A 24,501-nucleotide genomic window follows, 5' to 3' on the forward strand; every position below is an offset into this window, starting at 1 on the left:
TTCCGACTCATTCGGGAAATTGCAGTGCAGACAATCCTCATACTGCTCGGCGTCTGGATCCTGATCAACGTGCTTTTCGTCTTGATCATGATCGCACCGCGCAGGCCGCCGCTTGCGCCGGTGCGCATCGAACAGAACGGTTATCCGTACGAGGAGTAGGTCAAGCTCCTGCCGCGCCAAGTCATCATCTCGATCGCGATGGGCGCTTTCTTCCCGCTGACCCCGTCCTTGATCGAGGCCCTCAAACGCTTCATCCGGAAGCGCCGCGAATAGCTACGCGGCCTGCTCGACACCTCAGTTGTTGCCGCGGTTCGCGCTGCGGAAGCTCTTGATCTCCGACACGCTGCCGTCACGATAGGTCAGCTCCACCGAGATGAACTGCGTTGCAGGCGCGAGCTTCATGGAGAGCGGCGTGCCGGCGCTGATCGCACTGGGATCGCGCATGTCGCAGCCCGGCATCTTCAACACCTGGTTCGGAACGGCGGTGTCGATGCCGATGCGCACCTCGCGGATGGCGCAGCGGTAGGACACGAGGTGCGTGTAGTAGACCAGCAGCCCGTTGAACTCGCGGAATGAGAGCCAGCTCGTCGCGGTCATGTCCAGGATCTTGCGTTGGTCACGGATCAGCGCGGCTTCGGGATCGAACCTGATCGGGAACGGCCCCTGCATGTCACCGGATTGGTCGACATAGCGGACCTCGATAGTGCCGGCCTGCGCGTCCGGCGGCAATTCGATCGACGGGTTCGGCATCCTCTTGCGCGTGCGCGGGTCGAGCGTATCGATGAAGCCGGTTTCGCGGAAGTCGCCGTTGCCGGCCATGCGCCAGGAAACGCCGAGGGTCGGATCGGGAAATGAGAACACCACGCTCCAGCCGCCATTGTGACGCGAGAAGCTCGCGATCGGCGCGTTGGTGGTCTCCTCCTTCGGCACGCGCGGCACCGACACCGGTGGCAGCGCCGCGAGCTTCTGCGCCGGCGGATCGGCCGGGCGCGCGGCGGCATCCTTGGCGATGCCGCTGAGGAAGACGTCATCGACCATCTGATCGAAATAGACCGGCACCTGCCTGTGCTTGACAGTGTCGGCCATCTCGCTCACGAGACGGCGCGTACGCTGCGCCACTTGCACCAGGTTCTCGCCGGGCTGGAGCAGTTCCTTGGCGAAGGTGCGCGTGAATACCGAATTGGGATTGGCGTCGTCATTGGAGAGGCGGTCGAGCGCGGTCTGGCGCGGGCCCGCCGAGAAGACCGAGAACACGCCTTCGGGCAGCTGCACCATCGGGGCAAGCCCGCCGCCACCGGAGACGGCGCGGGTACCCTTGCGCTCGAACGGGTTGTTGCGGCAGGCGTCGAACACCAGGATCGAGGTCCGCGCCTTCTTGTTCTGGAGGCGCTCGACGATGCGATCGGCCAGGATGGAGGCGTCACGCACCAGTTCTTCCTGCCCTTCCGTCGCCGCGGGCACGTCCGTCGGCAGCAGATAGTTCTGGCCTGCGATCTCGAAGCCGTGGCCGGCATAGAAGAAGAACGCGGTGTCGCCGGGCTCGATCGTCCGATCGAACGCGAGCAGCGTCTCCGAAAATTGCTGCCGGCTCTGGTTTTCGGCGAGCATCACGGAGAATCCGAGCTGCTTCAGCGTATCGCCCATGGTGCGGGCGTCGTTGACCGCCTTGAGCAGCTTCGGAACGTTCCTGTAGTCGTTGTTGCCGACGACGAGCGCAACGCGCTTCTCGGCACAGGCGGGAAGCGCGAAACCGCTGAGGCCGGCCGCAAGGCCAAGCGCTGCCAGTACTCTGAGAAGCCGACGCGTCATCGAAAATCCCTCAAGAACGGCCCACGCCGGTTCCCTCGAACAGCGGTTCATGGGAACCGCGCCGTTGATGTGATAGTCGGCCCAGCCACATCGCTGGTTCAACCGCCCTGAGGACTCAGGTCTGTTGTCTAGCCTATGGTAGATGCCACCGGAATTTGCTTTTTCTCGGTCAATTCTTGTGGGCAATTCCGCTGGAAGCGAGGGGCCGCCGTGTATCGCTGGTGCACCGACGAGGTCGAGCCGCACGACCGCTTCGACTTTTGGCGCGAGGTGCGCGCCAAGGGCCTGTTCGGCGTCACCGTCGAACTCGAGCCCGAACGCCGCGCGAACTTCTTCGGCGAATTCTCGCTGCGCCGGCTTGGCGGAGCCGGCCTCGTCGAGCTGAAGGCCTCCCATTACACGGTCGAGCGCAGCGTGACCGACATCGCTCACGCGCCGGGCGACAGCCTCTGCGTCTATCAGCAGCTCGGCAGCGGCGCGTGGTTCGGCGGCATGCGCGGCAGCGACTTCACGATCGCCAATGGCAGCTTCGCCACCAGCCATACCGACCAGACCTATCGCGCCACGCCGCTGGGCACGGGCGGCTTCCACCTGCGGATCCTGAAGATTCCCGTGAGCGGCCTCTCCATGCAGGACAAGCGCATGCGCGAGCTTGCGCCCCGGACGTTCGACGATCCCGGCTTGAAGCCCCTGCTCGACGCCTGCTTCGCCGATCTCGGTACGGTTGCCGCGGGTGATGACGGCGCCGCCGATGCCGCTTCGCTCGTCGAGGCTTTAGCCCATCTGGCGCTGATCGAGCGCGGCATGCTGCGGGCCGGCAGCCGCCTCGGGCAGGCCGCGCTGCGGACCGCCCGGCTCTCGCAGGCACGGCGCCTGATCGCGCGGCACCTGCAAGACCCAAATCTGGCGCCGGCCATGGTGGCCGACCTGCTCGGTGTCTCCGTGCGTCACCTGCACATGCTGTTCGAAAGCGCGGCAAGGAGTTTTTCGCAAACCGTGACGGACGAACGCCTGAACCAGAGCCGCCGCCTGATGCGCGAAGCCCCGGACCGGTTGATTGCCGACATCGCGACCTCCTGCGGCTTCGAGAGCGTCGCGACCTATTACCGGGTCTTCAACGCCGCCTACGGGATCGCGCCCGGCGACTTCCGCGCGCAGGGGCCGGAGGGGCGCTAGCCGACGTTTGGGCGGAAAACCGCAGCCGCTCCCACTATTTGGGCGAAAACCTCAGGTTTTTTAGGGCCTTCCCGCGCCCGCTCCATTGACTTTGGCCGATTCCCCCTATGTTCCGTGGCGACGCGGCTCAGATCGAAGAGCGATTCCTGAGCTTGGCGCTTTGTTCGCGTGAGTCAGCACCCCCAGCTTCTTTGAGAGCGCGCCGTTTTGGGGTGGAACGCGACAGCCTTATTACCCTCGATTCCGAACGGCGGTTTCGACCAGAGGCTCAATGTCTTTTACCCATCTCGGACTATCCGAAAAAGTCCTCGCTGCAGTGGCGGCCACCGGTTACACCACCCCCACCCCCATTCAGGAACAGGCAATCCCTCACGTCCTCGCTCGCAAGGACGTGCTCGGCATCGCCCAGACTGGCACCGGCAAGACCGCGGCCTTCGTGCTGCCGATGCTCACCATCCTCGAAAAGGGTCGCGCCCGGGCGCGCATGCCGCGCACCCTGATCCTTGAGCCGACCCGCGAACTCGCGGCGCAGGTGAAGGAAAACTTCGACCGCTACGGCGCGGGCCAGAAACTCAACGTCGCCCTCCTGATCGGCGGCGTTTCCTTCGGCGACCAGGATGCCAAGCTGACGCGCGGCGTCGACGTGCTGATCGCCACTCCCGGCCGCCTGCTCGACCACACGGAGCGCGGCGGCCTGCTGCTCACCGGCGTCGAGCTGCTCGTCATCGACGAAGCCGACCGCATGCTGGACATGGGCTTCATTCCCGACATCGAGCGCGTCTGCAAGCTCGTCCCGTTCACGCGGCAGACCCTGTTCTTCACCGCGACCATGCCGCCGGAGATCCGGCGCATCACCGAAACCTTCCTGCACAATCCGCAGAAGATCGAGGTATCGAAGCCCGCCACCACCGCTGTCACCGTTACGCAGTGTCAGGTCCCGGCCGGGCGCGAGGCGCACGAGAAGCGCGAGCTGCTTCGCCGATTGCTGCGCGAGGCCAAGGATCTCCAGAACGCGATCATCTTCTGCAATCGCAAGCGCGAGGTCGCCGTCGTTCACAAATCGCTGCAAAAGCACGGCTTCAGCGTCGGCGCGCTGCACGGCGACATGGACCAGTCGGCCCGCACGGCGGCACTCGAGCAGTTCCGCAAGGGCGAGCTGCCCCTGCTGGTCGCATCCGACGTCGCCGCCCGCGGCCTCGACATCCCCGAGGTCAGCCACGTCTTCAATTTCGACGTTCCCCACCATCCCGACGATTATGTCCACCGCGTCGGCCGCACCGGTCGCGCAGGCCGGTCCGGCATGGCGATCTCGCTCGTCACGCCGCTCGACCAGAAATCGATGGTGGCGATCGAGAAGCTGATCGGCCAGAGCATTCCACGCGCGGAGGGCGATTTCGAAGTCCGCACCGATGCTTCCGACGCGAGCGAGCGTCCGCGCGAGCAGCGCGGCCGTGAACGGTCACGCGGCGGACGCGGCAAGCCGCAGCGCGGCCGCGATCGTGAGCGCAGCCACGAGCCGCGCGAACCGCGTGGCGAGGCACAGCCTTCGACCGAAGCAAGGCCCGCTTCCGAAGCAAGGCCCGCTTCCGAAGCAAGGCCCGCGCGCGAGGCAAGGCCTCCGCGTGAAGCAAGACCTTCGCGTGAAGCCAGGCCGCCGCGCGAAGCCAAGCCATCATCCGAGCCGCGTGACGGTGCGCGCCAGCAGGCCAATCCGTCGCATGTGCCGTCGATCGGCCGTCCCGAGCCGCGCCGCCAACGCGAAGCCGACAGCGAGCCGGGTGACCACTCGCATCTGCCGGCATTTCTGCTGCGTCCGGTTCGCTCCCCCGCCGGCGCCTGAAGCACGATGCGCGCCCGGCTTTGGTTGAAACCAAGCCGGCGCGCACTTTTTCGGATGCATTCGTGGACGTATATTTACGGGGCGTTCACGATCGTCCGTTAGCCTACGAACATAATTTAAGTATTGCTGCGGTCGTCGGCACGCCGATCGCTGTGGGGTATGTTCCGTGGTCAAGTTGCTCGACGAACACGAACGCACGATGGCGTTCGCCCAGGTAGCGCTCGGTCAGATCCGATCGCTACGGCAGACGGCAATTCCCCGCAATTACGAGATCTGGTACGTCTACGCCACCGGCTACAACGCCCCGCTCAACAAGATCATCAACGAGACGCTGGCGCGAAGCGGCAAGCTGACCGAAGCCGATCTCGATCACATCTACGAGACCTACCTCTCCCACATCAAGACCACCGAGCGCATCGACAAGGTCGGCGCGCGCGTCATCGGCGAGATCGACGACGTCATAAAGGTTCTCGGCGACGCGCTCGCGATGACCGGCTCCTACGATGCGAGCCTGTCGGACGCGACCAAAAAGCTGTCATCGGCCGAAAGCCGCGAGCAGATCAAGTCGATCGTCGAGACGCTGCTGCATTCGACCAGCGAGATGCGCGAGACCAACAAGGCGCTGGAAGACCGGCTGACGCTCTCGAGGAGCGAGATCAGCAACCTCCAGCAGAGCCTGGAGGCGATCCGCGCCGAGAGCCTGACCGATCCGCTGACGGGGCTCGGCAACCGCAAATATTTCGATCGCATGATCGACATGGCCGTGCAAGGCGCGCTCGCCTCCGGCGAGCCGCTGTCGCTGCTGCTGGTCGACATCGATCATTTCAAGTCGTTCAACGATTCCTACGGCCATCTCACCGGCGACCAGGTGCTGCGGCTGGTCGGCCTGTCGCTGAAGCAGACCATCAAGGGCCAGGACATCACCGCCCGCTATGGCGGCGAGGAATTCGCGGTCGTGCTGCCCAACACCGCGCTGCGCCAGGCCCTCACGGTGGCCGATCACATCCGCCGCGCGGTGATGGCGAAGGAACTAAAGAAGAAGTCCACCGGCGAAATCCTTGGCCGGGTCACCATCTCCGTCGGCGTCTCCATGCTCAAGCAGGGTGACGACACCGATGCGCTGATCGAACGCGCGGATGCCTGCCTCTACGCCGCCAAACGCAACGGCCGCAACCGCGTGATCTGCGAGGCCGATCCGGAATTCACGGTCGAGACCCATAACCGGGTGGCGTGACGCCGAAGCCGCGCACCGCCAGCGCTTGACATTCTGACCCGACGAACGACATCTCCCTCGCCGTCTTGAGGCGTCCGACTGCGAAGATCCGGAGGACTTGTCGTCTTGCCCAATCCGCATGATTTTCACTCACCGCAACCGTCCTACACCAGGGACGAGCTGCTGAGATCGAGCGAGGGCGGCTATTTCGGGCCGGGCAATGCGCAATTGCCAGCGCCGCCGATGCTGATGATGGACCGCATCACGGAGATCAGCCTGGATGGCGGAGAGTTCGGCAAGGGCCATATCGTCGGCGAGCTCGACATCGCGCCGGGCCATTGGTTCTTCGATTGCCACTATCACGGCGATGCCACGATGCCAGCGTCTCTGGGTTTGGATGCCATGTGGCAGATGGTCGGCTACTGGCTGGGATGGTCGGGCTCGCCGGGCAAGGGCCGCGCCATCGGCGTCGGCGAAGTCGCGTGCACGGGCGAGGTCACACCGAACGCGCAACGCGTGCGCTACGAGGTCTCCATGAGGATGGTCCGGCGCGGCAAGCTGGTGCTCGGAATTGCCGACGGTCGCGTGCTGGCCGACGGCGTCTGCGTCTTCACCGCCAGGGACATGCGGGTTGGTCTGACCAAGGCCGTGGAGTGAAGTCCCATCGGGTGGGCAAAGGCGCTCAGCGCCATGCCCATCATCTCCCACACCAGCACCTCAGCGGAGGGCACGCTTCGCTTTGCCCGCCCTGCGCATTGTTTTCTTCTTGGTCGGCCGCTTCGTTGCAACGGGCTTCTTCGCAACCTTCTTCGCCGCCTTCTTCACCTTGGGCGGCTTCTTCACCTTGGCGCGCTGGGCAGCAGCAAGCGCGGCCCTCGCCCATTGCGCGAGTTCCGCGGAATCGTCGAACAGGCGGGCCGGCAGCTCCCAATAGGAGTTCACCACCACGGTCTTGGCGCGGGTCGAGTATTGGAACGGCTTCGAGCCTTCCGCCTCAAAATCCGGGATGGTCATCTCGTCAGCGCGAAAAAACAGGCCGGCGCGCAAGGCCAGCGCGAAGTTGACGCCGTCGGCGGAGATGCCGTAGCCGGAGAACATTTTCCGGATGGCGACGGGGCCGAAATCGGCGAACAGGTCGATCAGAAATTCGCGGTCCATGGCTGAACTATTTCCGCACGGTCGTCCTGGCGAAAGCCAGGACCCATTCCACGGGAGGGAGTTTAGCGAAGACTGCCAGTCGTGCCAGCGTCGGTATTGGCACCGACGATCACCGCGAGATCACGCGGTATGGATCCTGGCCTTCGCCAGGACGACAGCGGAGTGATTTGCGAGAAACGGACTACCCGTCGATCTGCGCCGGACGCAGCTCGACCGACTCGCCACAGCCGCAGGCGGAGATCTGGTTGGGGTTATTGAAAACGAACTGGGCCTGCATCTTGTCGGCCTTGTAGTCCATCTCGGTGCCGAGCAGGAACAGCACGGCCTTGGGATCGACCAGGATCTTGACGCCCTTGTCCTCGACGACCTCGTCGGTCGGCCGGACATCATGGGCGTATTCGACGGTGTAGGACTGTCCGGCACAGCCGCCGTTCTTGACGCCGACGCGCAGGCCAACGATCTCGGAATCGGCCCGCTGGGTCAGCTCGCTGATGCGCTGGGCGGCAGCGTCCGTCAGCCGCATGACCTGCGGGCGGGGCCGCCTCGGCTTTGGAGTGGATGCTGGTGTCGAGCCCGACGATATCTGTGTCATGTCAATGATGTGGTCCGTTGCCGAGCGAATTCAATGCCAAGGATCTAACAAGGATCTAAAGCCGAGGTTACGCGTCACCACATGTTGAGCACGAGGCGGGCCTCGTCGCTCATGCGTTCCGGCGTCCAGGCCGGCTCCCAGACCACCTTGACGTCGACCACGCCGACGCCGGGGACGCTGGCGACCGCGTTCTCGACCATGGTCGGCAGCTCGCCGGCGGCCGGGCAATTCGGTGTCGTCAGCGTCATTTGCACATCGACGGAACGATCGTCCTTGATCTCGACCTTGTAGATCAGGCCGAGCTCGTAGATATCAGCCGGGATTTCCGGGTCGAACACGGTCTTGAGCCCGGCGATGATCTCGGTGGTGAGACGCTCGGTCTCCTCAGGCGGCAGCGCCGACTGGGTTTCCATCGGATTGGCTTTGATTTCGGCCGTGTCACTCATGCGAACAAATCCCGCGCCTTCAACAGCGCCTGTGCCAGATGATCGACTTCTTCCCGCGTATTATACATGCCGAACGACGCCCGGCATGTGGCTGTGACGTTGAACCGCTCTAAAAGCGGCATCACGCAATGGGTGCCGGCGCGCACCGCGATGCCCTGGCGGTCGATCACGGTGGCGACGTCGTGGGCGTGCGCGCCCTTGAGTTCGAAGGAGATCACCGGGCCCTTGCCCCGCGCCGTGCCGATCAGCCGCAGCGAGTTGATCTCGCGCAGCTTATCCTGGGCGTAGGTGACGAGATCGTGCTCGTGCGCGGCGATGCGCTCCTTGCCGATCGAATTGACGTAGTCGATCGCGGCGCCGAGCCCGACGGCCTCGACGATCGCCGGCGTGCCGGCCTCGAATTTGTGCGGGGGATCGCCGTAGGTGACGATGTCGCGCGAGACCTCGCGGATCATTTCGCCGCCGCCGTTATAGGGGCGCATCGCGACCAGGTGGTCGTAGTTGGCCCAGAGCACGCCGATGCCGGTCGGCCCGTAGACCTTGTGGCCGGTGAAGACATAGAAGTCGCAGCCGAGGTCCTGGACGTCGACTGGGATATGCACCGCGCCCTGGCTGCCGTCGACCAGCACGGGAATGCCGCGGGCGTGGGCGATCTTCACGACGTCCTTGACCGGGACGATGGTGCCAAGCGCGTTCGACATCTGCGTGATCGCGACCAGCTTGGTCTTCGACGTCAGCAGCTTTTCGAATTCGTCGATGAGGAAATTGCCCTCGTCGTCGACCGGCGCCCATTTGATCACGGCACCATGGCGTTCCCTGAGGAAATGCCAGGGCACGATGTTGGAGTGGTGCTCCATGATCGAAATGACGATCTCGTCGCCTGCTTTGATGTTCGGCTCGCCCCAGGACGAGGCGACGAGGTTGATCGCCTCGGTCGCGTTGCGGGTGAAGATCACTTCCTCGGTCCGCGGCGCGTTGATGAACTGCGCCACCTTGGTGCGGCCGCCCTCATAGGCTTCGGTCGCGGCGTTGGCGAGATAATGCAGGCCGCGGTGCACGTTGGCATATTCGGAGGTGTAGGCCTGCGTCATGCGATCGAGCACGGCGCTCGGCTTCTGCGCAGATGCGGCGTTGTCGAGATAGACCAGCGGCTTGCCGTAGATCTGCATGGCCAGCGCCGGAAAATCCTGGCGCACGCGCGCAACGTCGTAAGAGCCGTTCTTGACTGCCGGATGCGTGCTCATTGGCGCCGCTCCAGCCAGCGCTCGGCAATGCCGATCACGTGCTCGCGCAGATCATCGTCGGCGATCTGCTCGATCGCCTCGCCGACGAAGGCCTGGATCAGCAGCGCCTGGGCCTGCTTCTCCGGCAGGCCGCGCGCCTTCAGATAGAACAGCAGACTGTCGTCCAGCGCACCGGCGGTGGCGCCGTGACCGCAGGAGACGTCGTCCGCAAAGATCTCGAGCTCGGGCTTGTTGTCGGCTTCCGCCTCATCCGAGAGCAGCAGCGCGCGGATCATCATCTTGCCGTCGGTCTTCTGCGCATCGGGACGAACGATGATGCGGCCCTGGAACACCGAATGGGCGCGATCGTCGATCACGGCGCGGAAAACTTCTCGGCTGACGCAGTTCGGCACGGCATGGTCGACCACCAGCGTGGTGTCGCCGTGTTCGGTCTTCTGCAACAGGTTCACGCCGTTGACCGAGAGCTCGCTGCCCTCGCCTGCCAGCGTGATGAAGCCTTGCAGGCGGCTGACTGCCGCGCCGGTCGTCATGTTGAAGAAGTTGAGCTTTGTATTCGCACCGACCGTGACGAACTCCGAGGTGATGTTCACCGCATCCGGCGAATCGTCCATCAGACGGATATGCGCGATGTCGGCATTATCGCCAACCGAGAGGATGACGGCATCGTTGACCTGGTAAGCCTTGGCGCCGGCCGCGACAAAGCTCTCGATGATGGTGGCACGAGCGCCCTTCCCGACCGCAACCTGCGAGCGGGTGAAAGCCGACGCGGAAGATGCAACCGCGATGTGGATGATCTGGATCGGCGCGGACAGCTGCGTGCCGTCGGCGATATCAAGCACGACACCGTCGGTCGCCATCGCCGCGTTCAGCGCGATCACCGCATCGATGGCCGCGGTCCTTAACAGACCGGAATCCTTCTCCAGCGTCTCCCGCAACGTCTTAAAGCTCGCCTCGGAGGCGAGCGCCTTGACGTCGGAGAGATCGGGAGCGAACACACCGTCGACCAGCACCAGCTTGCGGGCGCCGGCGATCGCATGTGCTTTCACCGCGTCCGCGGCGCGCTTCAACGCAGTCGCATCGGGCGCAGCCGCGAGCGGCAGTACCTCGCCGACCAGCGCGCGCAGATCGGTGTACTTCCACTCCTCGATCCGGCGGTGCGGCAGGCCGAGACGCTCATAGGTCTCGAACGCCTCGCGGCGTACCGCGATCACGGAAGGCGAACCCGGCAGCCGGCTTTCGGCGCTGGCGAAGAGATCGCTCACCGCGCGGCCGTTTCCGGTCTTTGCCACAGCAACGTTCATCTCAAATTCCTTACGCGGCGTCCTCGAACTGGGCGTAGCCGGACGCTTCCAGCTCCAGCGCCAGTTCCTTGCCACCGCTCTTCACGACACGGCCTTTTGACATCACGTGCACGACGTCAGGCACGATATAGTTCAGCAGCCGCTGATAATGGGTGATGACGACCATCGCGCGCTTGGGCGAATGCAGCGCGTTGACGCCGTCGGCTGCAATGCGCAGCGCGTCGATGTCGAGGCCGGAATCCATCTCGTCGAGGATGCACAGGCTCGGCTCGAACAGCGCCATCTGCAGCACCTCATTGCGCTTCTTCTCGCCGCCGGAGAAGCCGACATTGACACCGCGCTTGAGCATGTCCTGCGGGATGTTCAGCGACTTCGAGACTTCGCGGACTTTCTTCAAAAAGTCGGGCGTCGAATATTCGCCCTCGCCGCGCGCCTTGCGCTGCGCGTTCAGCGCGGTGCGCAGGAAATTCATGGTGGAGACGCCGGGGATCTCGACCGGATACTGGAACGCCAGGAACACGCCCTTGGCGGCCCGTTCGTTGGGCGCCATCGCGAGCAGGTCTTCGCCCTTGAACAGGATCTCGCCGTCGGTGACCTCGTAACCAGGCTTGCCGGCGATGACGTGGGACAGCGTCGATTTGCCGGAGCCGTTCGGCCCCATGATCGCGTGGATCTCGCCCTCGTTCACGGTCAGCGTCAACCCATGGAGGATCTCACGCTCCTCGACACGAACCTTGAGGTCTTTCACTTCAAGCAAAGCCATCTTGGTGTCCAGTTTATTCAAATGATGCATAGGGCGCGCGACGCGCGCCGCGAGGGCCGGCGCTAGCCGACCGATCCTTCAAGCGAGATCGAGATCAGCTTCTGCGCTTCCACCGCGAATTCCATCGGCAGTTGCTGCAGCACGTCCTTGACGAAGCCGTTGACGACGAGGCCGACCGCCTCCTCCTGCGTGAGGCCGCGCTGGATGCAGTAGAACAGCACGTCCTCGGAGATCTTGGACGTGGTGGCCTCGTGCTCGAACGTCGCCGACGAGTTCTTGGCTTCGATGTAGGGCACGGTGTGCGCGCCGCATTTGTCGCCGATCAACAGCGAATCGCAGGCGGTGAAGTTGCGCGCGCCGGTCGCCTTGCGATGCGCCGTCACGAGGCCGCGATAGGTGTTCTGCGATCTGCCGGCGGCGATGCCCTTGGAGATGATACGGCTCGACGTGTTCTTGCCGAGATGGATCATCTTGGTGCCGCTGTCGACCTGCTGATAGCCATTCGAGATCGCGATCGAATAGAATTCACCACGCGAATTGTCGCCCCGCAGGATGCAGCTCGGATACTTCCAGGTGATCGCCGAACCTGTCTCGACCTGGGTCCAGGAGATCTTGGAATTGTTGCCGCGGCAGTCACCACGCTTGGTGACGAAATTGTAGATGCCGCCTTTGCCTTCCGAATTGCCGGGATACCAGTTCTGCACCGTCGAATATTTGATCTCGGCGTCGTCGTGCGTGACGAGTTCGACCACGGCCGCGTGCAGCTGGTTCTCGTCGCGCTGCGGCGCGGTGCAGCCCTCGAGATAAGAGACGTAGGAGCCCTTGTCGGCAATGATCAGCGTGCGCTCGAACTGGCCAGTGTTGCGCTCGTTGATGCGGAAGTAGGTGGACAGTTCCATCGGGCAGCGCACGCCCGGCGGCACGTAAACGAACGAGCCGTCCGAGAACACCGCCGAGTTCAGCGTTGCGTAGAAATTGTCCGACGTCGGCACCACGGATCCCAGATATTTCTGCACCAGCTCGGGATGCTCGCGGATCGCCTCCGAGATCGGCATGAAGATCACGCCGGCCTTCTTCAGCTCGGCCTTGAAGGTGGTCGCAACCGAGACCGAATCGAACACCGCGTCGACCGCGATCTTGCGCCTGTTGGGGTCTTCCTCGCCGGGCTTCGGCTCGACGCCTTCGAGCATGGCGACTTCCCGCAAGGGAATGCCGAGCTTCTCGTAGGTCTTCAGAATCTCGGGATCGATCTCGTCGAGCGAGGTGATCGTCTTCTTCGGCTTGGGAGCCGAATAATAATAGAGGTCCTGAAAGTCGATCTTGGGATAGTCGACGCGGGCCCAGGTCGGCTCGGTCATGGTCAGCCAGCGCCGATAGGCCTCGAGCCGCCACTGGAGCATCCAGGCGGGTTCGTTCTTCTTCTCGGAGATGAACTTGACGGTTTCTTCCGACAGCCCCTTTGGGGCCTTGTCGGACTCGATCAGGGTCTCAAACCCATAACGATACTGATCGACGTCGATGCGCTTCACGCGCTCGACCGTCTCTTGCACGGCTGGCATTCTATCCTCCGCTCGCGGTTTCAAGGACCACGGTGAGTGACGGGGGCCGAAGCCCCCCATTTGTAACGCGTTGTACTAACTCGCTTTTCCAATTGCAACCACGTTGCCCTTGGGCTGATTTTCGACCTCCACCCCATACGACGGGTCGAGAAAATCTGCAGCCTCAGCGACGTCTTCGGACTCCAGATGTATGTATTGCTGCGTCGTGTGGTAGTCCTTATGTCCCATGAATTGCTGGATTTTTTCCGGCTGCATCCCGCGCTTCGTGAGGTAGGTAGCAGCTGCGTGGCGCATCTTGTACATCGAAACCTGCGGACCCCACCCATACAATTTGCGCGCCTCGTTGAAACGCCAGCGTGATCGGTCATAGTTTGCACGCCATCCGTTCACCAAAAGTGCCTTCAGCTCCCGCGCCAGCTGGGCGGTGATGGGAACATCGCGAGGCGTGTCGGTCTTGGTCTCGTCGAGCTTGATCCAGCCAATCTCTTGCTGATTGGCACGTTTCGTCACCACGACCATGTTGGGTTCCAAAGCCTCCAGCTCGTTGAACCGGAGCCCGGCCTGCCCGAGCACCTTGGCGGCCACGGCCTCGTCGAGCCAGCCCTTCTCCAGGTAGAACTTGATCAGCAGCCGCTGCTGTTCCTGCGTCATGAAGTGGATGCGGGTCTTCACCACGTCCTGCCACGGGATCACCGGGGGCTTGAAGCTGCCGTAGGTCTTGGGACGCTCCGCAGCCCACGTCAGGACCGCGCTGGCGTACGTCAGGTAGTTGTTGAGGCTCCGGCCCTTCATGACGCCAGTGGAGTTCAGCACGCTCTTCACGGGGCGCTTCTTGAGGTCATCGACGATGCCCTGCAGGTCCTCGGTGGACACGGTCTTGATGGCCTTGTGGCCGATCTTGCCAATGATCCAGTCGAGACGCTTCTGGCCGCTCGGATCGCGCCCGCGCTGCCACACGCTGTGCTGCTTGCGCATGTCCTCGGCCGCCTGCCGGAAGGTCGGGCCAGCCGCGTTGTCGTCCTCAGGATCGGCCCAGCGGCCCGTCTGGCGCGCGTAGGCTTCATTGGCCTCGGCAACCTTCTTGTTCTCGAACACGCGGCGCATGCGCTTGTCAGGCTCGCCGGGGGCCTTGAACCAGAAGTCTACTTCGTACTTGCCGGTCAGCTTTTTGGTGCGGGGGTCTTTGTGAGCAAATGACATCTGCAAACCTATCCCTGATGTGTTGGTTTTGGGCGTAGCAAAGGCCCTCGCGGGCCCTGCCGTTACTTCGGGGCGAACTTCAGCGCCTGCATCACCTTGTGCATGATGGCCTTCCCACGCGGCGTAATGCGTGCGTGGTGGCGCCGTAGGTCCATCTTGTCGCGCTCCTGTGTGACGAGGCCGAAGCCCTCTTCACGCGCACGGTTGCGGTCCCCGATGTCGAGCAGGTGCCGCGTCATGACGGTCTGAGAGACGCCGTTGATCTCGGCATACTCGGACACGCCTTTGCCTTCCATCTCCGCGACGAGCAGGAAGGTCATGACGTACTGCAGAGGCATGGTCGGACGAAGGGCAGTGAAGTTCTGCAAAGCGATCCGCAGCGCACGTGCGGCGGCCCTCTCCTCCTCCGACAGTGTTGGTTTGAACTCAGATGACTGTGACGACGGCATACGTTCCCCTAGTGTTGCCGGTACTTCTTCAATCTCGCGCACGAGGTTCATCATGGGCTGTTCCCTCCCTTAGCCGAACACGTGTGCGATGATTGCCAGACCCCCGAGGCCCACGATGGCCGCGACTAAGGTCTGCTCGAATGATACCGCCAATATGGCGAGAACTGAAATGATAGAAAGAGATGTCAACATTAGTATTTGCCTCCTCAACGCAATTGGTTTCCTAGTGGAACTAGGTGCCGATTGTCAATTCATTTCCTGATGGGTTGTTCCAGATAGCGTGCTGTTCTTTGACGATGGTTAGCGTGTGGTTGGTATGGTTGAGCGCTTTGGGGACGCCCCAGCACACCGTGGCCATCGCAGCCACCAGCACCAGCTTGCCGAGTTGGCGAACGTTCGAGCGCGGCAGCGGATTGCCCTCGCCGTCCAAACCTGGTTGTACCTGGATGTCCGGCAGACGCACGACCGCGCGCAGGAACGGCAGGATGTCCTCGGTGCCCCACGGTTGCAGCACCAGCATATTGTCCGAGTAAAACAGGGCCGGAACGTCGCCCTCGGCAATGAGCCACAGCGAACCGTCCTCATCATCGACCGCCTGCACAAAGAAACGCGTGTTGGCCGGGATCATGCCGAACTGGTAGGGGAACGCCTCGGTGAGCCACAGGATGTCCCCGGGCTTGAACGCGTGCGGGCGTTCCTTAGGGGCGTTGGCGGATTGGATGCGGCAGTCTAAATCCACGTAGAAAGTTGGTCGCATTGGCATTGCTCGGGTTTCATGATGGGGAACTGCTGCCCCGTCTTTCAGCACTCATACAGGCACGCAAGTAGATACCGAATGTAGATACATAGTGAGAACACGGGCGGCAACAGCTCTCTTTGCAAGATATTCCCGCACCGTGATCTTACGGATGTTCACTGGCCGTTCAGGCCGTTTGTGCTTCTCGCTTGTGGAACATGAAGGCCGCTGCACGCCATGCCGCGCGCTCCTCCGGGTAATACCCCAGCTCCTCCGGGGGACGTCGGAACGCCTTAGGCGTGAGCACGACATAGGCGCCTAGTTCCTCGCGCCATTGGACCTTCCAGCCTGCACCGCAAGCCGCGTCAATCCATTGCTGCCAAGTCTGATACTGCATTTTGGTTGGCCCTCAGGTGACGATAAGAGCGACTAGGAGGAGCATTGCGAGCGGCGTTGCGACCAACACAGCGCCGAACAATTCGCGTGCGCTCATATGGCCTCCTCAATGTCTGCAGCGTCGAAAAGCAGGGACTCGAAAGCCGACACTGTGTCGCCTTTGTAGTCCTGCAGCCGTTCGAGAATGAGCGCACACAGCGGCAAGCGAGTTGCCGGGGGATATGCTGCAATCAATCGGCGCACGCCTTCCCTGTCTTTGGGATCGCGCGTGGCCCAATGGTGCGCCAGCGTTGACGCTGCGTTGCGGATATCGTCGCGCGTGACGTTGCACATTACGCGTTGCCTTTCGGGTTGATGTGTTGAAGCCAGCTAGCGGGAATGTTGACGCGGGTTGCCCATACGTCGGTCACGTGCACGCCATGCCTTTCGGCATAGGCTTTGCGCGCTTCCCACGCTGTTTCGGCTTGCACGCGTTCAATGGGCCTAATGCGCGCTTGGACGTCATAGGTGTTCATTGGCTAGGCCCCTTTGATCACAATGCGACCTTGCGACCACGTGGCCTCAACCGTTCCGCTCGGAAACGCGTTGCGCACGGCTTCCCCAACGATATCGATAATGGGGCGTTCGGCCGATCCGGCAACCGTGGTTCGCTCATTGCGCGGCAACTGCTCAAACGCTGCAGCGTCAACCAACACAACAATCAGTTTGCCTTCGGACCATTTGCGCTGGCACGTGGCGCGATGGGTGAAACCGTGGTCAAGCAAGCGCTTGCCTTCCAACCATATGCGCGTCCCCTCGCCTGCACGCGTTTTGCCTAGCTTGTGAGTGAAAACCTTTGCCATCGTTTGAGACCTTGTTTTGTAGGGTTTCCGAGAATTGCCCATCCTCAGGCCGCGCAACACGCGACGACTGCACAAACACAACGCGTGCAGTTTCGGGCTTTGGTTAAGCCCGGGCGTTGAAGGCGTTGACCTTGGACGCGGCGCCGTGCGCTAGGATTGCAATGTTGACCTTGGCCTTAGCGCTAGTCCCGCCGCATGCCTTGCAAGCGCTGCAGGAAGTCTTTGCGCCAGCCTCTTTCGACGCGGGGCAAGAGATTTCACGGGGAAGCAAAGCCTCGCCTTGCGCCATGACGCGGAACGTGCGCCAGCCTTGCGCGGTCGCAAGCTCTTGCTCGAAAGCGCTGTCACAAGACGCCATGCACAAATCGCGCAAAGCATCGCTAGTGCGCCATTGATGGGTATAGCCGGTATGGCCTTCCACGTGCGCAACCAACGCGCGCCACACATGCACGGGGACTGCAGCGGGATCGCCATAGGAGCCTAGGCGCAACACCTTGCCGCTAAGGATAGCCGCGCCAGCCTCAGGGGAAACGTCGGGATACAGGCCGCGCTTTGCAGCCTTCCACACAACCAACGGCGCTTGAAACACAGTGACGTAGCAAGAGCGCGCGGTGCCGTTCATTCCCCTGTGTTTGCAATCGCCGCAAATGGAGACGTCGGCGCCAACCTTGACCGCGTCAACCGGGGACAAATCATCGCGCAAAATCCAAGTCTGCACTTCGCCGCCAGTCTTAGCGTTCCGGCTTCCCTTGGCCGTCCCCGTGGCGATTGCGATAATGGGCGATCCGTCAAGCATGCTCGGACCACGATAGAAAACGAAACCGTTGACCTTGGTAGACATGTGCAACCCTATGTGTCTTGTGCTGGAATTGGGCGTGTTAGCGCTTGGCGCCGTGGCGATAGGCCGCGAGTTCGGCCTTACGGATTGCTGCAATCTGCTTCGCTGTGAGTGTCATTTGCTTTCCCTTTGTGTATGCCCGGCCGCAACTGCATGCCGCATGTGCTGCAATCTGAGTCCTAGGCGCCAACGCGTCAAGCATTGATTTGCGTTCCGGCATATATTTTACGTTAGACGTTAGTATGAGTCCTAGGAAGCCATTAGGAGGCCGTGGGAAGGCCTATGGCTTGCGGGCTATGGAAGCCCGGGGACACACAGGGATCGCATGGGCGAGTCCGAGAAGCCGTTCTGAGCTGGGTTTCGCCCTAAAGAGCGGATGGCCCTAAACGGTCATTGACTTTCACCCGGGTATTAATGAGGCCGATACAACCGGGGTAAACCTAGGCTAACACGCTGATATCACAGGCATATCGGGCTATCGGAACCCAGGTTTCCCCTCGCCTAGCCCTACGCGCAAGGTTGCTGTAACCACAGAGACCATAAGCAAATCAATGGGTTGCGGGATTGCACGGGTTGGCCGTACGGGTTCAACGGGTCCCCTTTTGACACCGGACCCTAATTTACCCCGCCCGGGCGATCCGGCTTCAAAATCAAAGGCTTAAAGGGGGCGGCCGCCGCCTAGGTCACGGCTGCAGTGTGCTTCCAATGGGTCCCATAGGTTGAGCCTCATGGATCGGTGTCCGCGCTCGACTTTGGGGCCCCAAATGGAACCAAATGCGACAATTTTGGGAACCTTGAACCTTTTCAAAGGCTTAGGCGGGGACCACCCGGTGTTTTACACCAGAAGGCGCCGATTGATGCGCCTGACCTCGCTCTCCCCCAATTCCCCAACGGAACCCCAAGGTGCCCTTAGAGACTGCCACCTACGTCTCGGACCTGAACGCGTCCAATCCCGCTCACAGCGATGGCCTCAATCAGGCCGACGCGCACATGCGGCTGACCAAGGCGGCGCTCAAGTCCACCCTCCCCTATACCGGCTCGATCCATACGGCGGCCGGTGCGACCAACGGGCCTGACGGCTCGGCCTCCGCTCCCGCTTTCTCGTTCGCCTCCGAGCCCACGCTGGGCTTCTACCGCATGGGCCCCGGCGTTATCGGGATCACTGGCGGCAAGTTCAAAGGCGGCGTGCCGACAGGATCGCTCGGTGTCTTCGTCAAGGAGCCCGCGAGCCTCGGCAAGACCACTGCTGATACTGGCAAGGATTACCTGGAGCTGAATGGCGCGACGTACAATCGCGTTGACTATCCTGACCTTGCTGACTTCATGAACGGTGTCGGTGTTGGCACCACGTTCACGCTGCCCGACATGGTGACCACTGGCCGCTTCCCGCGCTCGCGCACGGCTGCGGTTGCTGCGTTGACTGCGCAGGCGAACACTGTGGGCCCGCATACGCATCCCGACATCACCGCGACGACTGCTGCGGAGACGCAGGAGCACACGCATGCGTTCTCAGGAACGACTGGCGTTGATAGCCCTGATCACACGCACAACGTCACTGTCGGCAACTGGAATAACTCCTCGACCGGCGGCGGTTCGTTCACGATCAACTCGGGTGCGACCACGGTGACCACGGGCGGCGCCAATCAGCGTCACGCTCACAGCTTCAGCGGCAGCACTGGCGGTCGCTCTGCAACGCATAACCACACAGTGCTCGTCTCGACCCCGGCCAACACTGGCACGACCGAGACGCGACCGGAGGCGATGTCCTTCGTGTTCACTGTGAAGACCTGATCTTTTTCGGATCGGTCGCCTCGCTCGACCTTGGAGCTACCTTGGGGGGTAAGGGGGGTACATAAGTATCCTCAATATCCCTCAGGTTCTGCTCAGGTCGATATCAATACAATCATCATTGAGAGACCTCTTAGGTTCTCCTCAGGATACCTAAGTGCCCATAGTCCGACTAAGGGATGTTGCCTCTAAGGGCATCATTACCGATCAAGACCCCTACAGCCTTCCTGTTGGTGCTTTCTCTGGTGGTGTTAATGTTAGGTTTCGTAATAACAAAATTACGCCAGCTCCGGTGTTCCGGGCTGTCAAGCAGCCACTAGCTGAGCCTAACCCTCGTTATGCCTTCACTGCAGGTATTGGTGATAGCAATAACGACCTGTTTCTAGGATACCAGTCAGGCCGGGTGTACTACTACGCCAACGGCACAGAGACCGACTACTCGCCATCGAGCTTCGTTGACTCTGCTGCTGAGACCAACTGGACCTCCTACACCATCGGCAACGTCGTCTACGTAAATCGCGCAGACAGGCCGCCGTGGTTTCTGCTTCCCGACGCTCCGCGCTTCGCTGACATCAGCGCCGCGACCTATGCGCGTCCCGCTGACAAGTGGGACCCGAGCTGGACCGCGAAGATCATCGCTCAGTGCGGTGGCGCGGTCGTGATGCTCAACGTGCAGAAGGGCCCCACCAGCTATCCGACGATGGTGAAGACCTCTTCCATCGTTGAGAACGGCATGATCCCCGCATCGTGGGACATCGACGATCCCGCAACGCTCGCGACCGAGAACATCCTGCAAGCCATGGATGGTCCGATCATGGACGCGTGCCAACTCGGCAGCGACCTGATCATCTACGGCCAGCGCGAAGCGTGGCGCATGCACGCCGACGGCTCCGTCGAAGTGTTCGCCTACACGAAGCTCTCGTCCGCGAAGGGCGTTCTGAACACGAACTGCTCGATTGAGCTGGACGGCAAGAACTACTGCTTCGGCATCGACGACATCTGGGTGCACGACGGCATCTCCGAGAAGTCCCTGTGCGACGAGAAGACCCGCGACTTCATCTTCAGCTCGCTCAACATCTCGCAGGCCGACAAGTGCTGGGTGCAGTTCAATCCGCGCCTCAACGAGATCAGCTTCGGCTACGTCTCGGGCGACGACCTCGTGAAGTTCAAGAACGTCAACGGCTGTAACCGCGCTGCGGTCTACAATCTCTCGACGGAGTCTTGGAGCTTCGACGACATGCCGGGCGTCTACTCGTATGACGACGGCCCCGTCTCGAACCTGAAGACCTATGCGACCATCAACGCGTCCTATGCGGACATGGGCGGCTCGTATCAGGATCAGGAAGACGGCGGCAAACGCGTCACCGTCTGCGTGGGCGAAGGCAACGCCGAGTACGGCCTCCAGCCGACGCTCTATGCGTTCGACGTGTACGGCACCGGCTCTGTCGCTCCGTATCCCGTGGACGCTAATGCGACCGGGCCCGTGTACCTGGAGCGCACCGGCATCGACCTCGACGAACAAGGCGCCGAGCTGCGCGACTACAAACTGCTCCGCTCGATTTATCCGCAGGCCCGCGTCGATACGACGGGCGGCAACGCGCTGCAGATTGCAGTAGGCGCCTCCGACGAACCCAACAGCGACACGCCCGACTACACCGACTTCCAGCCGTACGACGGCAAGGACAACTACAAGGTCGATGTGAACAAGGCTGGCCGCTGGCTAGCGATCAAGCTGATGTGGAATGACTTCCGCAGCTTCGTGCTCACGGGCTTCGACCTCGACATCAAGACCAACGGTAAGCGCTAATGGGCAAACCAGTAACGTACGTGCCTCGCCCCATGGGTACGATTGAGGACGACGGCAAGAAGTATCTGCAGGCAGAACTCGCCAGCGTCTCTCAGAGCGTCAAGACCATCGTTGCTGAGTTGGCGAAGATCAACGACATCCTCGCACGCCACGGTCTCTCGTGACGACGACCCCCACGTACACCACGTACATCACCTACGGCGAGCCTTGGCGCTACCTTGTGGACACCTACGGCATCTCCAAGGAGCGTGCCATAGAGCTGCTCGCCAGCGAACCGCCAGCGCCGACCAATGACCGCGAGCGTTACTATCAGCGCTGCGTGCGGATCATCAGGAAAGCCAAGAGTGAAGTTCGTAGCACGGTCGCTGGCACATAAGTCCGACGACTGCACCCTCGAACTCGACGAATACCGGACGGATGCCGGGGAGCCAATGCTCCTCGCGCACCTCCGGGTTCATCGCTGTTCACCATCAGCGCTTCGGCGCATCCAAAGGGACTGGGCAACATTCCGCCCGACAGTCCCGCTTCCGATTTTCTCACTGCCCATGCTCGCCCCGAGCGATCCCGCTTACGACAAGTGGCTTCGCTTCGTGACGATGTTTGGGTGGCGCCCCACAGGCCAGCAGGTGCTCTGCCTCGACGGCATCGAGCGTCCTTTATTCATTCACACGATTGGCAAGTAGCTCAGACGGTAGAGCACCCCGCTGTTAACGGGGCGGTCGCAGGTTCGAAGCCCGCCTTGCCAGCCATTTCCAAGGAGACCCCTGTGGGCTCGTCCTCGCAGACAACCAATTCCTCTCAGAACAGCAACACGCAGTCCAGCGGCACGACCACGTCGGCGCCCGGCTGGCAACCGCAGCTCGACGCGCTCACCAACGCCTTCACGCAGGCCAAGGGTGCGCTCTCGACCGCGCAGGGCGTAGCAGGCCCGTCCAGCACTTCCGCGCAGCCGCTGCTCCAGAACAACAACATCGTCAACTCTTCGGGCGGTGCGCTCTCCACCACGGGAGCTGACGCCACGACGGCAGGCCTCGGCCAGCTCACTGGCTTCAATCCGTTCGCCAACAACAACACGCAGTCGGTCATCGACGCAGCGAAGCAGTACGCGAGCGGCGCAGACATCGACGCCATGACCAACGCTGCCACGCAGCAGGCGCGAGAGACCGCACGCGACGTCACGCTACCAGGTATCGCGCAGAACGCCGCGCTGACCGGCAACGCCAGCAGCTCCCGACGAGGGATCGCTGAAGGCTTGGTGGAGCGCAGCCTCGCGGAGAACGCGCAGAACGTCCACAACAGCCTCGCATCGCAGGCGTACCAGAACGGGCTATCGCTCGCAGAGAACCAAGCGCAGGCGAACAACAGCGGCGCACTCACTGCGGCCACCAACGCGGCCAATGCGGGTACGAATGCTGCGAACGCAGGCACGAACGCTGTGTCGAACTCGATCACCAACACTGGCAACGCCAACACGGTGGACGAGAACAACTTCAACAACGGCGTCAACAACAACTTCGCCGCCCTCAACGACTACATGAAGCTCGTCGGCTCCAACAACTGGGGCTCCACGACTTCATCGAACAGCAACAGTCAGACGCAGGGCACCGGCACGTCCACGACGCAGTCGAACCCGAGCGCATTCCAGATGATCTCTGGCTTGCTCGGCATGGCTGGTCAGGGCGCATCACTCTTTGGGTTCTAACGAATGAACGGCTCTCCAGACCTCACCGGCCAGTGGCTCAACTTCGCCCAGCAGCCGGTTGATCAAGGCGGCCTCGGCCTCGCGCCGCATCAGGCCGCTGGTCTGGTAGGCAACCTAGTCAACGAAAGTGGTCGTGGCCTCTCCGCATGGGGCCCGACCGGCGACAACGGCACCGCTTGGGGCACCGCGCAATGGCGTGGTGATCGCCTCAACGCGCTGAAGTCGATGTTTCCCGACAACTACCAGACGCCTCAGGCTCAGATGCAGTTCATGCGTCATGAGATGATGGGCTCCGAGAACCGCGCCTACAAAGCGCTCCTCACGGCCAAGACGCCCGAGGAAGCCGCGACAGCGGTGAACCGGCTGTACGAACGTTCTGCAGACACCACTGGCAACCGCGAGAAGGCGGCGCGTCAGTTGATGGCGCAGTTCGGTGGTGCAGGTGGTGCATCCCCTGCTCTCGCGTTCTCTGGCGATGACGAGGAAGGTGGCGGTGACGCCCCGGCCGCGCTTAGTGCGAACAGCACGATGGGCAAAGGCGCACTCCAGAACATCATGCCCGCCGTCGAGAAAGAAAGCGGCGGCAAGCATCGCATCTCTTCCGGCCTGATCGGCATGGCCGCAGCGCTGGCCTCGATCTCCAGCCCGCAGCAGGCCTATGCGCTCTCGGGCATCGCGAAGCAGCTCAAGGACTCCGACGCCGACGAGAAGGTCACCTACAAGACCATCGTTGGTAAGGACGGACGCATCCTCCGCGTCGGCTCGAACGGTCAGGTGGACGCTTATGGCGCCTCCCCGGCTGGCGCGAACGACGGCACCGCGCAGGCTCCGCAGATGGCGCCTACCTGGGGCGACGACAAGCTCCTCGGTGACGACCCGACGAAGGCCTCGCCTGAAGCACAGGAAGCGTATCTGAAATCGATGCAGGGCTCGCAGGCCGAAATGGTGCGCGGGCTCATTGACAACACGCTCCCGGCTCCGACTGCGGCAGCGCTGTCGAAGAAGGACAGCCCGTATCCCGCAGCGTTCGCAGCGGCCCGCAAGATCGACCCGACGCTCGACCCGAACACTTACGCGGGCCGTGTCGCAGGTTATCGCGACTGGGCCACGAAGGGCGCCGAAAGCGCTCGCGCACTGAACCAGACCATTGCTCACCAGAGCGAGGCACTGATCGGCGCGATGAAGGGCTTGAACAACGGCGACAGCCCCATCGTCAACGAAGTCAAGAACTGGTGGAGCGAGAACGTCAACGGCAGCGGCTCCGTGCCCGGCTTCCGCACCTCGGCTCACGCCGTGGTCGATGAGCTTGGCAAGGTCTTCAAGCAGAACAACCTCTCCGACACGGAAATCCGTAAGTGGGAAGAGAACCTGCCCGCGAAGATGTCGCCCGAGCAGCAGCGCATGCAGATCAGGGTCTTCGGACAGCTGATGCACGGCGCCATGCAGGCTCTGGAAGACAAGCGCAAGCAAGCCATTGGCCCTCATGCGGCTGCAAAGGCACGACCGCTGCTCTCCGACGAGGGCGCACGCGGCCTCAAGGCACTGCAGGACTTCGCAACCGAACCTGCATCCAAGAAGAGCGGTGCTCCCGCAATCGATCACGACGCTATCGACGCTGAGTTGAAGCGTAGAGGACTTTAAC

The 24,501-nt window shown here is 62.3% G+C and carries 26 protein-coding genes and 1 tRNA gene; 12 read left to right on the top strand and 15 right to left on the bottom strand.

Annotation, left to right across the window (positions count from 1 at the left end; translation table 11 throughout):
- Positions 1-24: 24 nt before the first annotated feature.
- Positions 25-159 carry a hypothetical protein gene (locus AB3L03_RS00915; protein WP_007591544.1) on the top strand — a complete coding sequence of 45 codons (135 nt, stop codon included), beginning with the start codon at positions 25-27 and terminating at the stop codon, positions 157-159.
- A gap of 135 nt (positions 160-294) precedes the next feature.
- Here AB3L03_RS00915 and AB3L03_RS00920 read toward each other — a convergent pair whose 3' ends face one another.
- Positions 295-1,809, bottom strand: coding sequence for a caspase domain-containing protein (locus tag AB3L03_RS00920; protein ID WP_368508071.1), 1,515 nt, complete (start codon positions 1,807-1,809; stop codon positions 295-297).
- Between the two features lie 210 nt (positions 1,810-2,019).
- Here AB3L03_RS00920 and AB3L03_RS00925 point away from each other — a divergent pair, with 210 nt between their 5' ends.
- The 4 genes from AB3L03_RS00925 (at position 2,020) to fabA (ending at position 6,695) form a co-directional block, all read left to right on the top strand.
- On the top strand, positions 2,020-2,985 hold the full coding sequence (locus AB3L03_RS00925; RefSeq protein WP_085353493.1) for a helix-turn-helix transcriptional regulator: 966 nt from the start codon (positions 2,020-2,022) through the stop codon (positions 2,983-2,985).
- A 271-nt stretch (positions 2,986-3,256) separates the two neighbouring features.
- Positions 3,257-4,825 carry a DEAD/DEAH box helicase gene (locus AB3L03_RS00930; protein WP_204511097.1) on the top strand — a complete coding sequence of 523 codons (1,569 nt, stop codon included), beginning with the start codon at positions 3,257-3,259 and terminating at the stop codon, positions 4,823-4,825.
- Between the two features lie 166 nt (positions 4,826-4,991).
- Positions 4,992-6,059, top strand: a complete 1,068-nt coding sequence (locus AB3L03_RS00935; RefSeq protein ID WP_204511096.1) for a GGDEF domain-containing protein — start codon at positions 4,992-4,994, stop codon at positions 6,057-6,059.
- Positions 6,060-6,164: 105 nt separating this feature from the next.
- Entirely contained in the window at positions 6,165-6,695 is a 531-nt protein-coding gene (fabA, locus tag AB3L03_RS00940; RefSeq protein WP_085353496.1) for a bifunctional 3-hydroxydecanoyl-ACP dehydratase/trans-2-decenoyl-ACP isomerase, read from the top strand.
- A 60-nt stretch (positions 6,696-6,755) separates the two neighbouring features.
- Here fabA and AB3L03_RS00945 read toward each other — a convergent pair whose 3' ends face one another.
- The 14 genes from AB3L03_RS00945 to AB3L03_RS01010 form a co-directional block, all read right to left on the bottom strand.
- Positions 6,756-7,196, bottom strand: a complete 441-nt coding sequence (locus AB3L03_RS00945; protein WP_204511095.1) for a TfoX/Sxy family protein — start codon at positions 7,194-7,196, stop codon at positions 6,756-6,758.
- Positions 7,197-7,377: 181 nt separating this feature from the next.
- Positions 7,378-7,788 (bottom strand): iron-sulfur cluster assembly accessory protein, encoded by a 411-nt coding sequence (locus tag AB3L03_RS00950; protein WP_007609828.1) that lies wholly within the window; start codon positions 7,786-7,788, stop codon positions 7,378-7,380.
- Between the two features lie 74 nt (positions 7,789-7,862).
- Positions 7,863-8,234: an SUF system Fe-S cluster assembly protein gene (locus AB3L03_RS00955; protein ID WP_007591551.1), complete on the bottom strand. Its 372-nt coding sequence runs from the start codon at positions 8,232-8,234 to the stop codon at positions 7,863-7,865.
- The gene (locus AB3L03_RS00960; protein WP_204511094.1) at positions 8,231-9,478 is read right to left on the bottom strand and encodes a cysteine desulfurase; all 1,248 of its coding nucleotides are present in this window, start codon (positions 9,476-9,478) and stop codon (positions 8,231-8,233) included. Before AB3L03_RS00960 ends, AB3L03_RS00955 begins: the two co-directional genes overlap by 4 nt.
- Positions 9,475-10,779 carry a Fe-S cluster assembly protein SufD gene (sufD, locus tag AB3L03_RS00965; protein ID WP_368508072.1) on the bottom strand — a complete coding sequence of 435 codons (1,305 nt, stop codon included), beginning with the start codon at positions 10,777-10,779 and terminating at the stop codon, positions 9,475-9,477. Before sufD ends, AB3L03_RS00960 begins: the two co-directional genes overlap by 4 nt.
- A 10-nt stretch (positions 10,780-10,789) precedes the next feature.
- A complete protein-coding gene (gene sufC, locus AB3L03_RS00970; RefSeq protein ID WP_007609807.1) occupies positions 10,790-11,542 on the bottom strand; it encodes a Fe-S cluster assembly ATPase SufC in 753 nt (250 codons plus the stop codon).
- Between the two features lie 62 nt (positions 11,543-11,604).
- Complete coding sequence (sufB, locus tag AB3L03_RS00975; protein WP_007609805.1) at positions 11,605-13,101, bottom strand: Fe-S cluster assembly protein SufB; 1,497 nt, start codon at positions 13,099-13,101, stop codon at positions 11,605-11,607.
- A gap of 75 nt (positions 13,102-13,176) precedes the next feature.
- Positions 13,177-14,301 (bottom strand): tyrosine-type recombinase/integrase, encoded by a 1,125-nt coding sequence (locus tag AB3L03_RS00980; RefSeq protein ID WP_368508073.1) that lies wholly within the window; start codon positions 14,299-14,301, stop codon positions 13,177-13,179.
- A 62-nt stretch (positions 14,302-14,363) separates the two neighbouring features.
- Positions 14,364-14,804 carry a hypothetical protein gene (locus AB3L03_RS00985; protein ID WP_368508074.1) on the bottom strand — a complete coding sequence of 147 codons (441 nt, stop codon included), beginning with the start codon at positions 14,802-14,804 and terminating at the stop codon, positions 14,364-14,366.
- Positions 14,805-14,982: 178 nt separating this feature from the next.
- Positions 14,983-15,507: a hypothetical protein gene (locus tag AB3L03_RS00990; protein ID WP_368508075.1), complete on the bottom strand. Its 525-nt coding sequence runs from the start codon at positions 15,505-15,507 to the stop codon at positions 14,983-14,985.
- A 468-nt stretch (positions 15,508-15,975) separates the two neighbouring features.
- Positions 15,976-16,215 (bottom strand): hypothetical protein, encoded by a 240-nt coding sequence (locus AB3L03_RS00995; RefSeq protein WP_368508076.1) that lies wholly within the window; start codon positions 16,213-16,215, stop codon positions 15,976-15,978.
- A complete protein-coding gene (locus AB3L03_RS01000) occupies positions 16,215-16,397 on the bottom strand; it encodes a hypothetical protein (RefSeq protein WP_368508077.1) in 183 nt (60 codons plus the stop codon). Before AB3L03_RS01000 ends, AB3L03_RS00995 begins: the two co-directional genes overlap by 1 nt.
- Before the next feature lie 3 nt (positions 16,398-16,400).
- Positions 16,401-16,724 carry a hypothetical protein gene (locus AB3L03_RS01005; protein WP_368508078.1) on the bottom strand — a complete coding sequence of 108 codons (324 nt, stop codon included), beginning with the start codon at positions 16,722-16,724 and terminating at the stop codon, positions 16,401-16,403.
- Positions 16,725-16,827: 103 nt separating this feature from the next.
- Complete coding sequence (locus AB3L03_RS01010; protein WP_368508079.1) at positions 16,828-17,565, bottom strand: hypothetical protein; 738 nt, start codon at positions 17,563-17,565, stop codon at positions 16,828-16,830.
- A 900-nt stretch (positions 17,566-18,465) separates the two neighbouring features.
- Here AB3L03_RS01010 and AB3L03_RS01015 point away from each other — a divergent pair.
- The 7 genes from AB3L03_RS01015 to AB3L03_RS01045 all read left to right on the top strand — a co-directional run bounded on the left by AB3L03_RS01015 (position 18,466) and on the right by AB3L03_RS01045 (position 24,500).
- Positions 18,466-19,353: a hypothetical protein gene (locus AB3L03_RS01015; RefSeq protein ID WP_368508080.1), complete on the top strand. Its 888-nt coding sequence runs from the start codon at positions 18,466-18,468 to the stop codon at positions 19,351-19,353.
- Between the two features lie 400 nt (positions 19,354-19,753).
- The gene (locus tag AB3L03_RS01020; protein ID WP_368508081.1) at positions 19,754-21,157 is read left to right on the top strand and encodes a hypothetical protein; all 1,404 of its coding nucleotides are present in this window, start codon (positions 19,754-19,756) and stop codon (positions 21,155-21,157) included.
- Between the two features lie 32 nt (positions 21,158-21,189).
- Positions 21,190-21,321, top strand: a complete 132-nt coding sequence (locus tag AB3L03_RS01025; RefSeq protein WP_368508082.1) for a hypothetical protein — start codon at positions 21,190-21,192, stop codon at positions 21,319-21,321.
- A complete protein-coding gene (locus AB3L03_RS01030) occupies positions 21,318-21,533 on the top strand; it encodes a hypothetical protein (RefSeq protein ID WP_368508083.1) in 216 nt (71 codons plus the stop codon). The genes AB3L03_RS01025 and AB3L03_RS01030 overlap by 4 nt, the downstream gene beginning before the upstream one ends.
- A gap of 297 nt (positions 21,534-21,830) precedes the next feature.
- Positions 21,831-21,906, top strand: a tRNA-Asn gene (locus AB3L03_RS01035).
- A gap of 17 nt (positions 21,907-21,923) precedes the next feature.
- Complete coding sequence (locus tag AB3L03_RS01040) at positions 21,924-22,859, top strand: hypothetical protein (RefSeq protein WP_368508084.1); 936 nt, start codon at positions 21,924-21,926, stop codon at positions 22,857-22,859.
- 3 nt (positions 22,860-22,862) lie between these two features.
- Positions 22,863-24,500 carry a phage tail tip lysozyme gene (locus tag AB3L03_RS01045; protein ID WP_368508085.1) on the top strand — a complete coding sequence of 546 codons (1,638 nt, stop codon included), beginning with the start codon at positions 22,863-22,865 and terminating at the stop codon, positions 24,498-24,500.
- Position 24,501 lies beyond the last annotated feature (1 nt).

This window comes from Bradyrhizobium lupini, assembly GCF_040939785.1.
GTDB lineage: Bacteria > Pseudomonadota > Alphaproteobacteria > Rhizobiales > Xanthobacteraceae > Bradyrhizobium > Bradyrhizobium canariense_D.

What these genes read in the sequence shown, in the direction of transcription:
- AB3L03_RS00920 (WP_368508071.1), bottom strand. Translation starts at nt 1,809, where the DNA reads ATGACGCGTCGGCTTCTCAGAGTACTGGCAGCGCTTGGCCTTGCGGCC.
- AB3L03_RS01010 (WP_368508079.1), bottom strand. Translation starts at nt 17,565, where the DNA reads ATGTCTACCAAGGTCAACGGTTTCGTTTTCTATCGTGGTCCGAGCATG.
- AB3L03_RS00950 (WP_007609828.1), bottom strand. Translation starts at nt 7,788, where the DNA reads ATGACACAGATATCGTCGGGCTCGACACCAGCATCCACTCCAAAGCCG.
- AB3L03_RS00990 (WP_368508075.1), bottom strand. Translation starts at nt 15,507, where the DNA reads ATGCGACCAACTTTCTACGTGGATTTAGACTGCCGCATCCAATCCGCC.
- AB3L03_RS00955 (WP_007591551.1), bottom strand. Translation starts at nt 8,234, where the DNA reads ATGAGTGACACGGCCGAAATCAAAGCCAATCCGATGGAAACCCAGTCG.
- AB3L03_RS00980 (WP_368508073.1), bottom strand. Translation starts at nt 14,301, where the DNA reads ATGTCATTTGCTCACAAAGACCCCCGCACCAAAAAGCTGACCGGCAAG.
- AB3L03_RS00995 (WP_368508076.1), bottom strand. Translation starts at nt 16,215, where the DNA reads ATGTGCAACGTCACGCGCGACGATATCCGCAACGCAGCGTCAACGCTG.
- AB3L03_RS01000 (WP_368508077.1), bottom strand. Translation starts at nt 16,397, where the DNA reads ATGAACACCTATGACGTCCAAGCGCGCATTAGGCCCATTGAACGCGTG.
- sufC (WP_007609807.1), bottom strand. Translation starts at nt 11,542, where the DNA reads ATGGCTTTGCTTGAAGTGAAAGACCTCAAGGTTCGTGTCGAGGAGCGT.
- sufD (WP_368508072.1), bottom strand. Translation starts at nt 10,779, where the DNA reads ATGAACGTTGCTGTGGCAAAGACCGGAAACGGCCGCGCGGTGAGCGAT.
- sufB (WP_007609805.1), bottom strand. Translation starts at nt 13,101, where the DNA reads ATGCCAGCCGTGCAAGAGACGGTCGAGCGCGTGAAGCGCATCGACGTC.
- AB3L03_RS01045 (WP_368508085.1), top strand. Translation starts at nt 22,863, where the DNA reads ATGAACGGCTCTCCAGACCTCACCGGCCAGTGGCTCAACTTCGCCCAG.
- AB3L03_RS00985 (WP_368508074.1), bottom strand. Translation starts at nt 14,804, where the DNA reads ATGATGAACCTCGTGCGCGAGATTGAAGAAGTACCGGCAACACTAGGG.
- AB3L03_RS00960 (WP_204511094.1), bottom strand. Translation starts at nt 9,478, where the DNA reads ATGAGCACGCATCCGGCAGTCAAGAACGGCTCTTACGACGTTGCGCGC.
- AB3L03_RS00945 (WP_204511095.1), bottom strand. Translation starts at nt 7,196, where the DNA reads ATGGACCGCGAATTTCTGATCGACCTGTTCGCCGATTTCGGCCCCGTC.
- AB3L03_RS01025 (WP_368508082.1), top strand. Translation starts at nt 21,190, where the DNA reads ATGGGTACGATTGAGGACGACGGCAAGAAGTATCTGCAGGCAGAACTC.
- AB3L03_RS01005 (WP_368508078.1), bottom strand. Translation starts at nt 16,724, where the DNA reads ATGGCAAAGGTTTTCACTCACAAGCTAGGCAAAACGCGTGCAGGCGAG.
- AB3L03_RS00930 (WP_204511097.1), top strand. Translation starts at nt 3,257, where the DNA reads ATGTCTTTTACCCATCTCGGACTATCCGAAAAAGTCCTCGCTGCAGTG.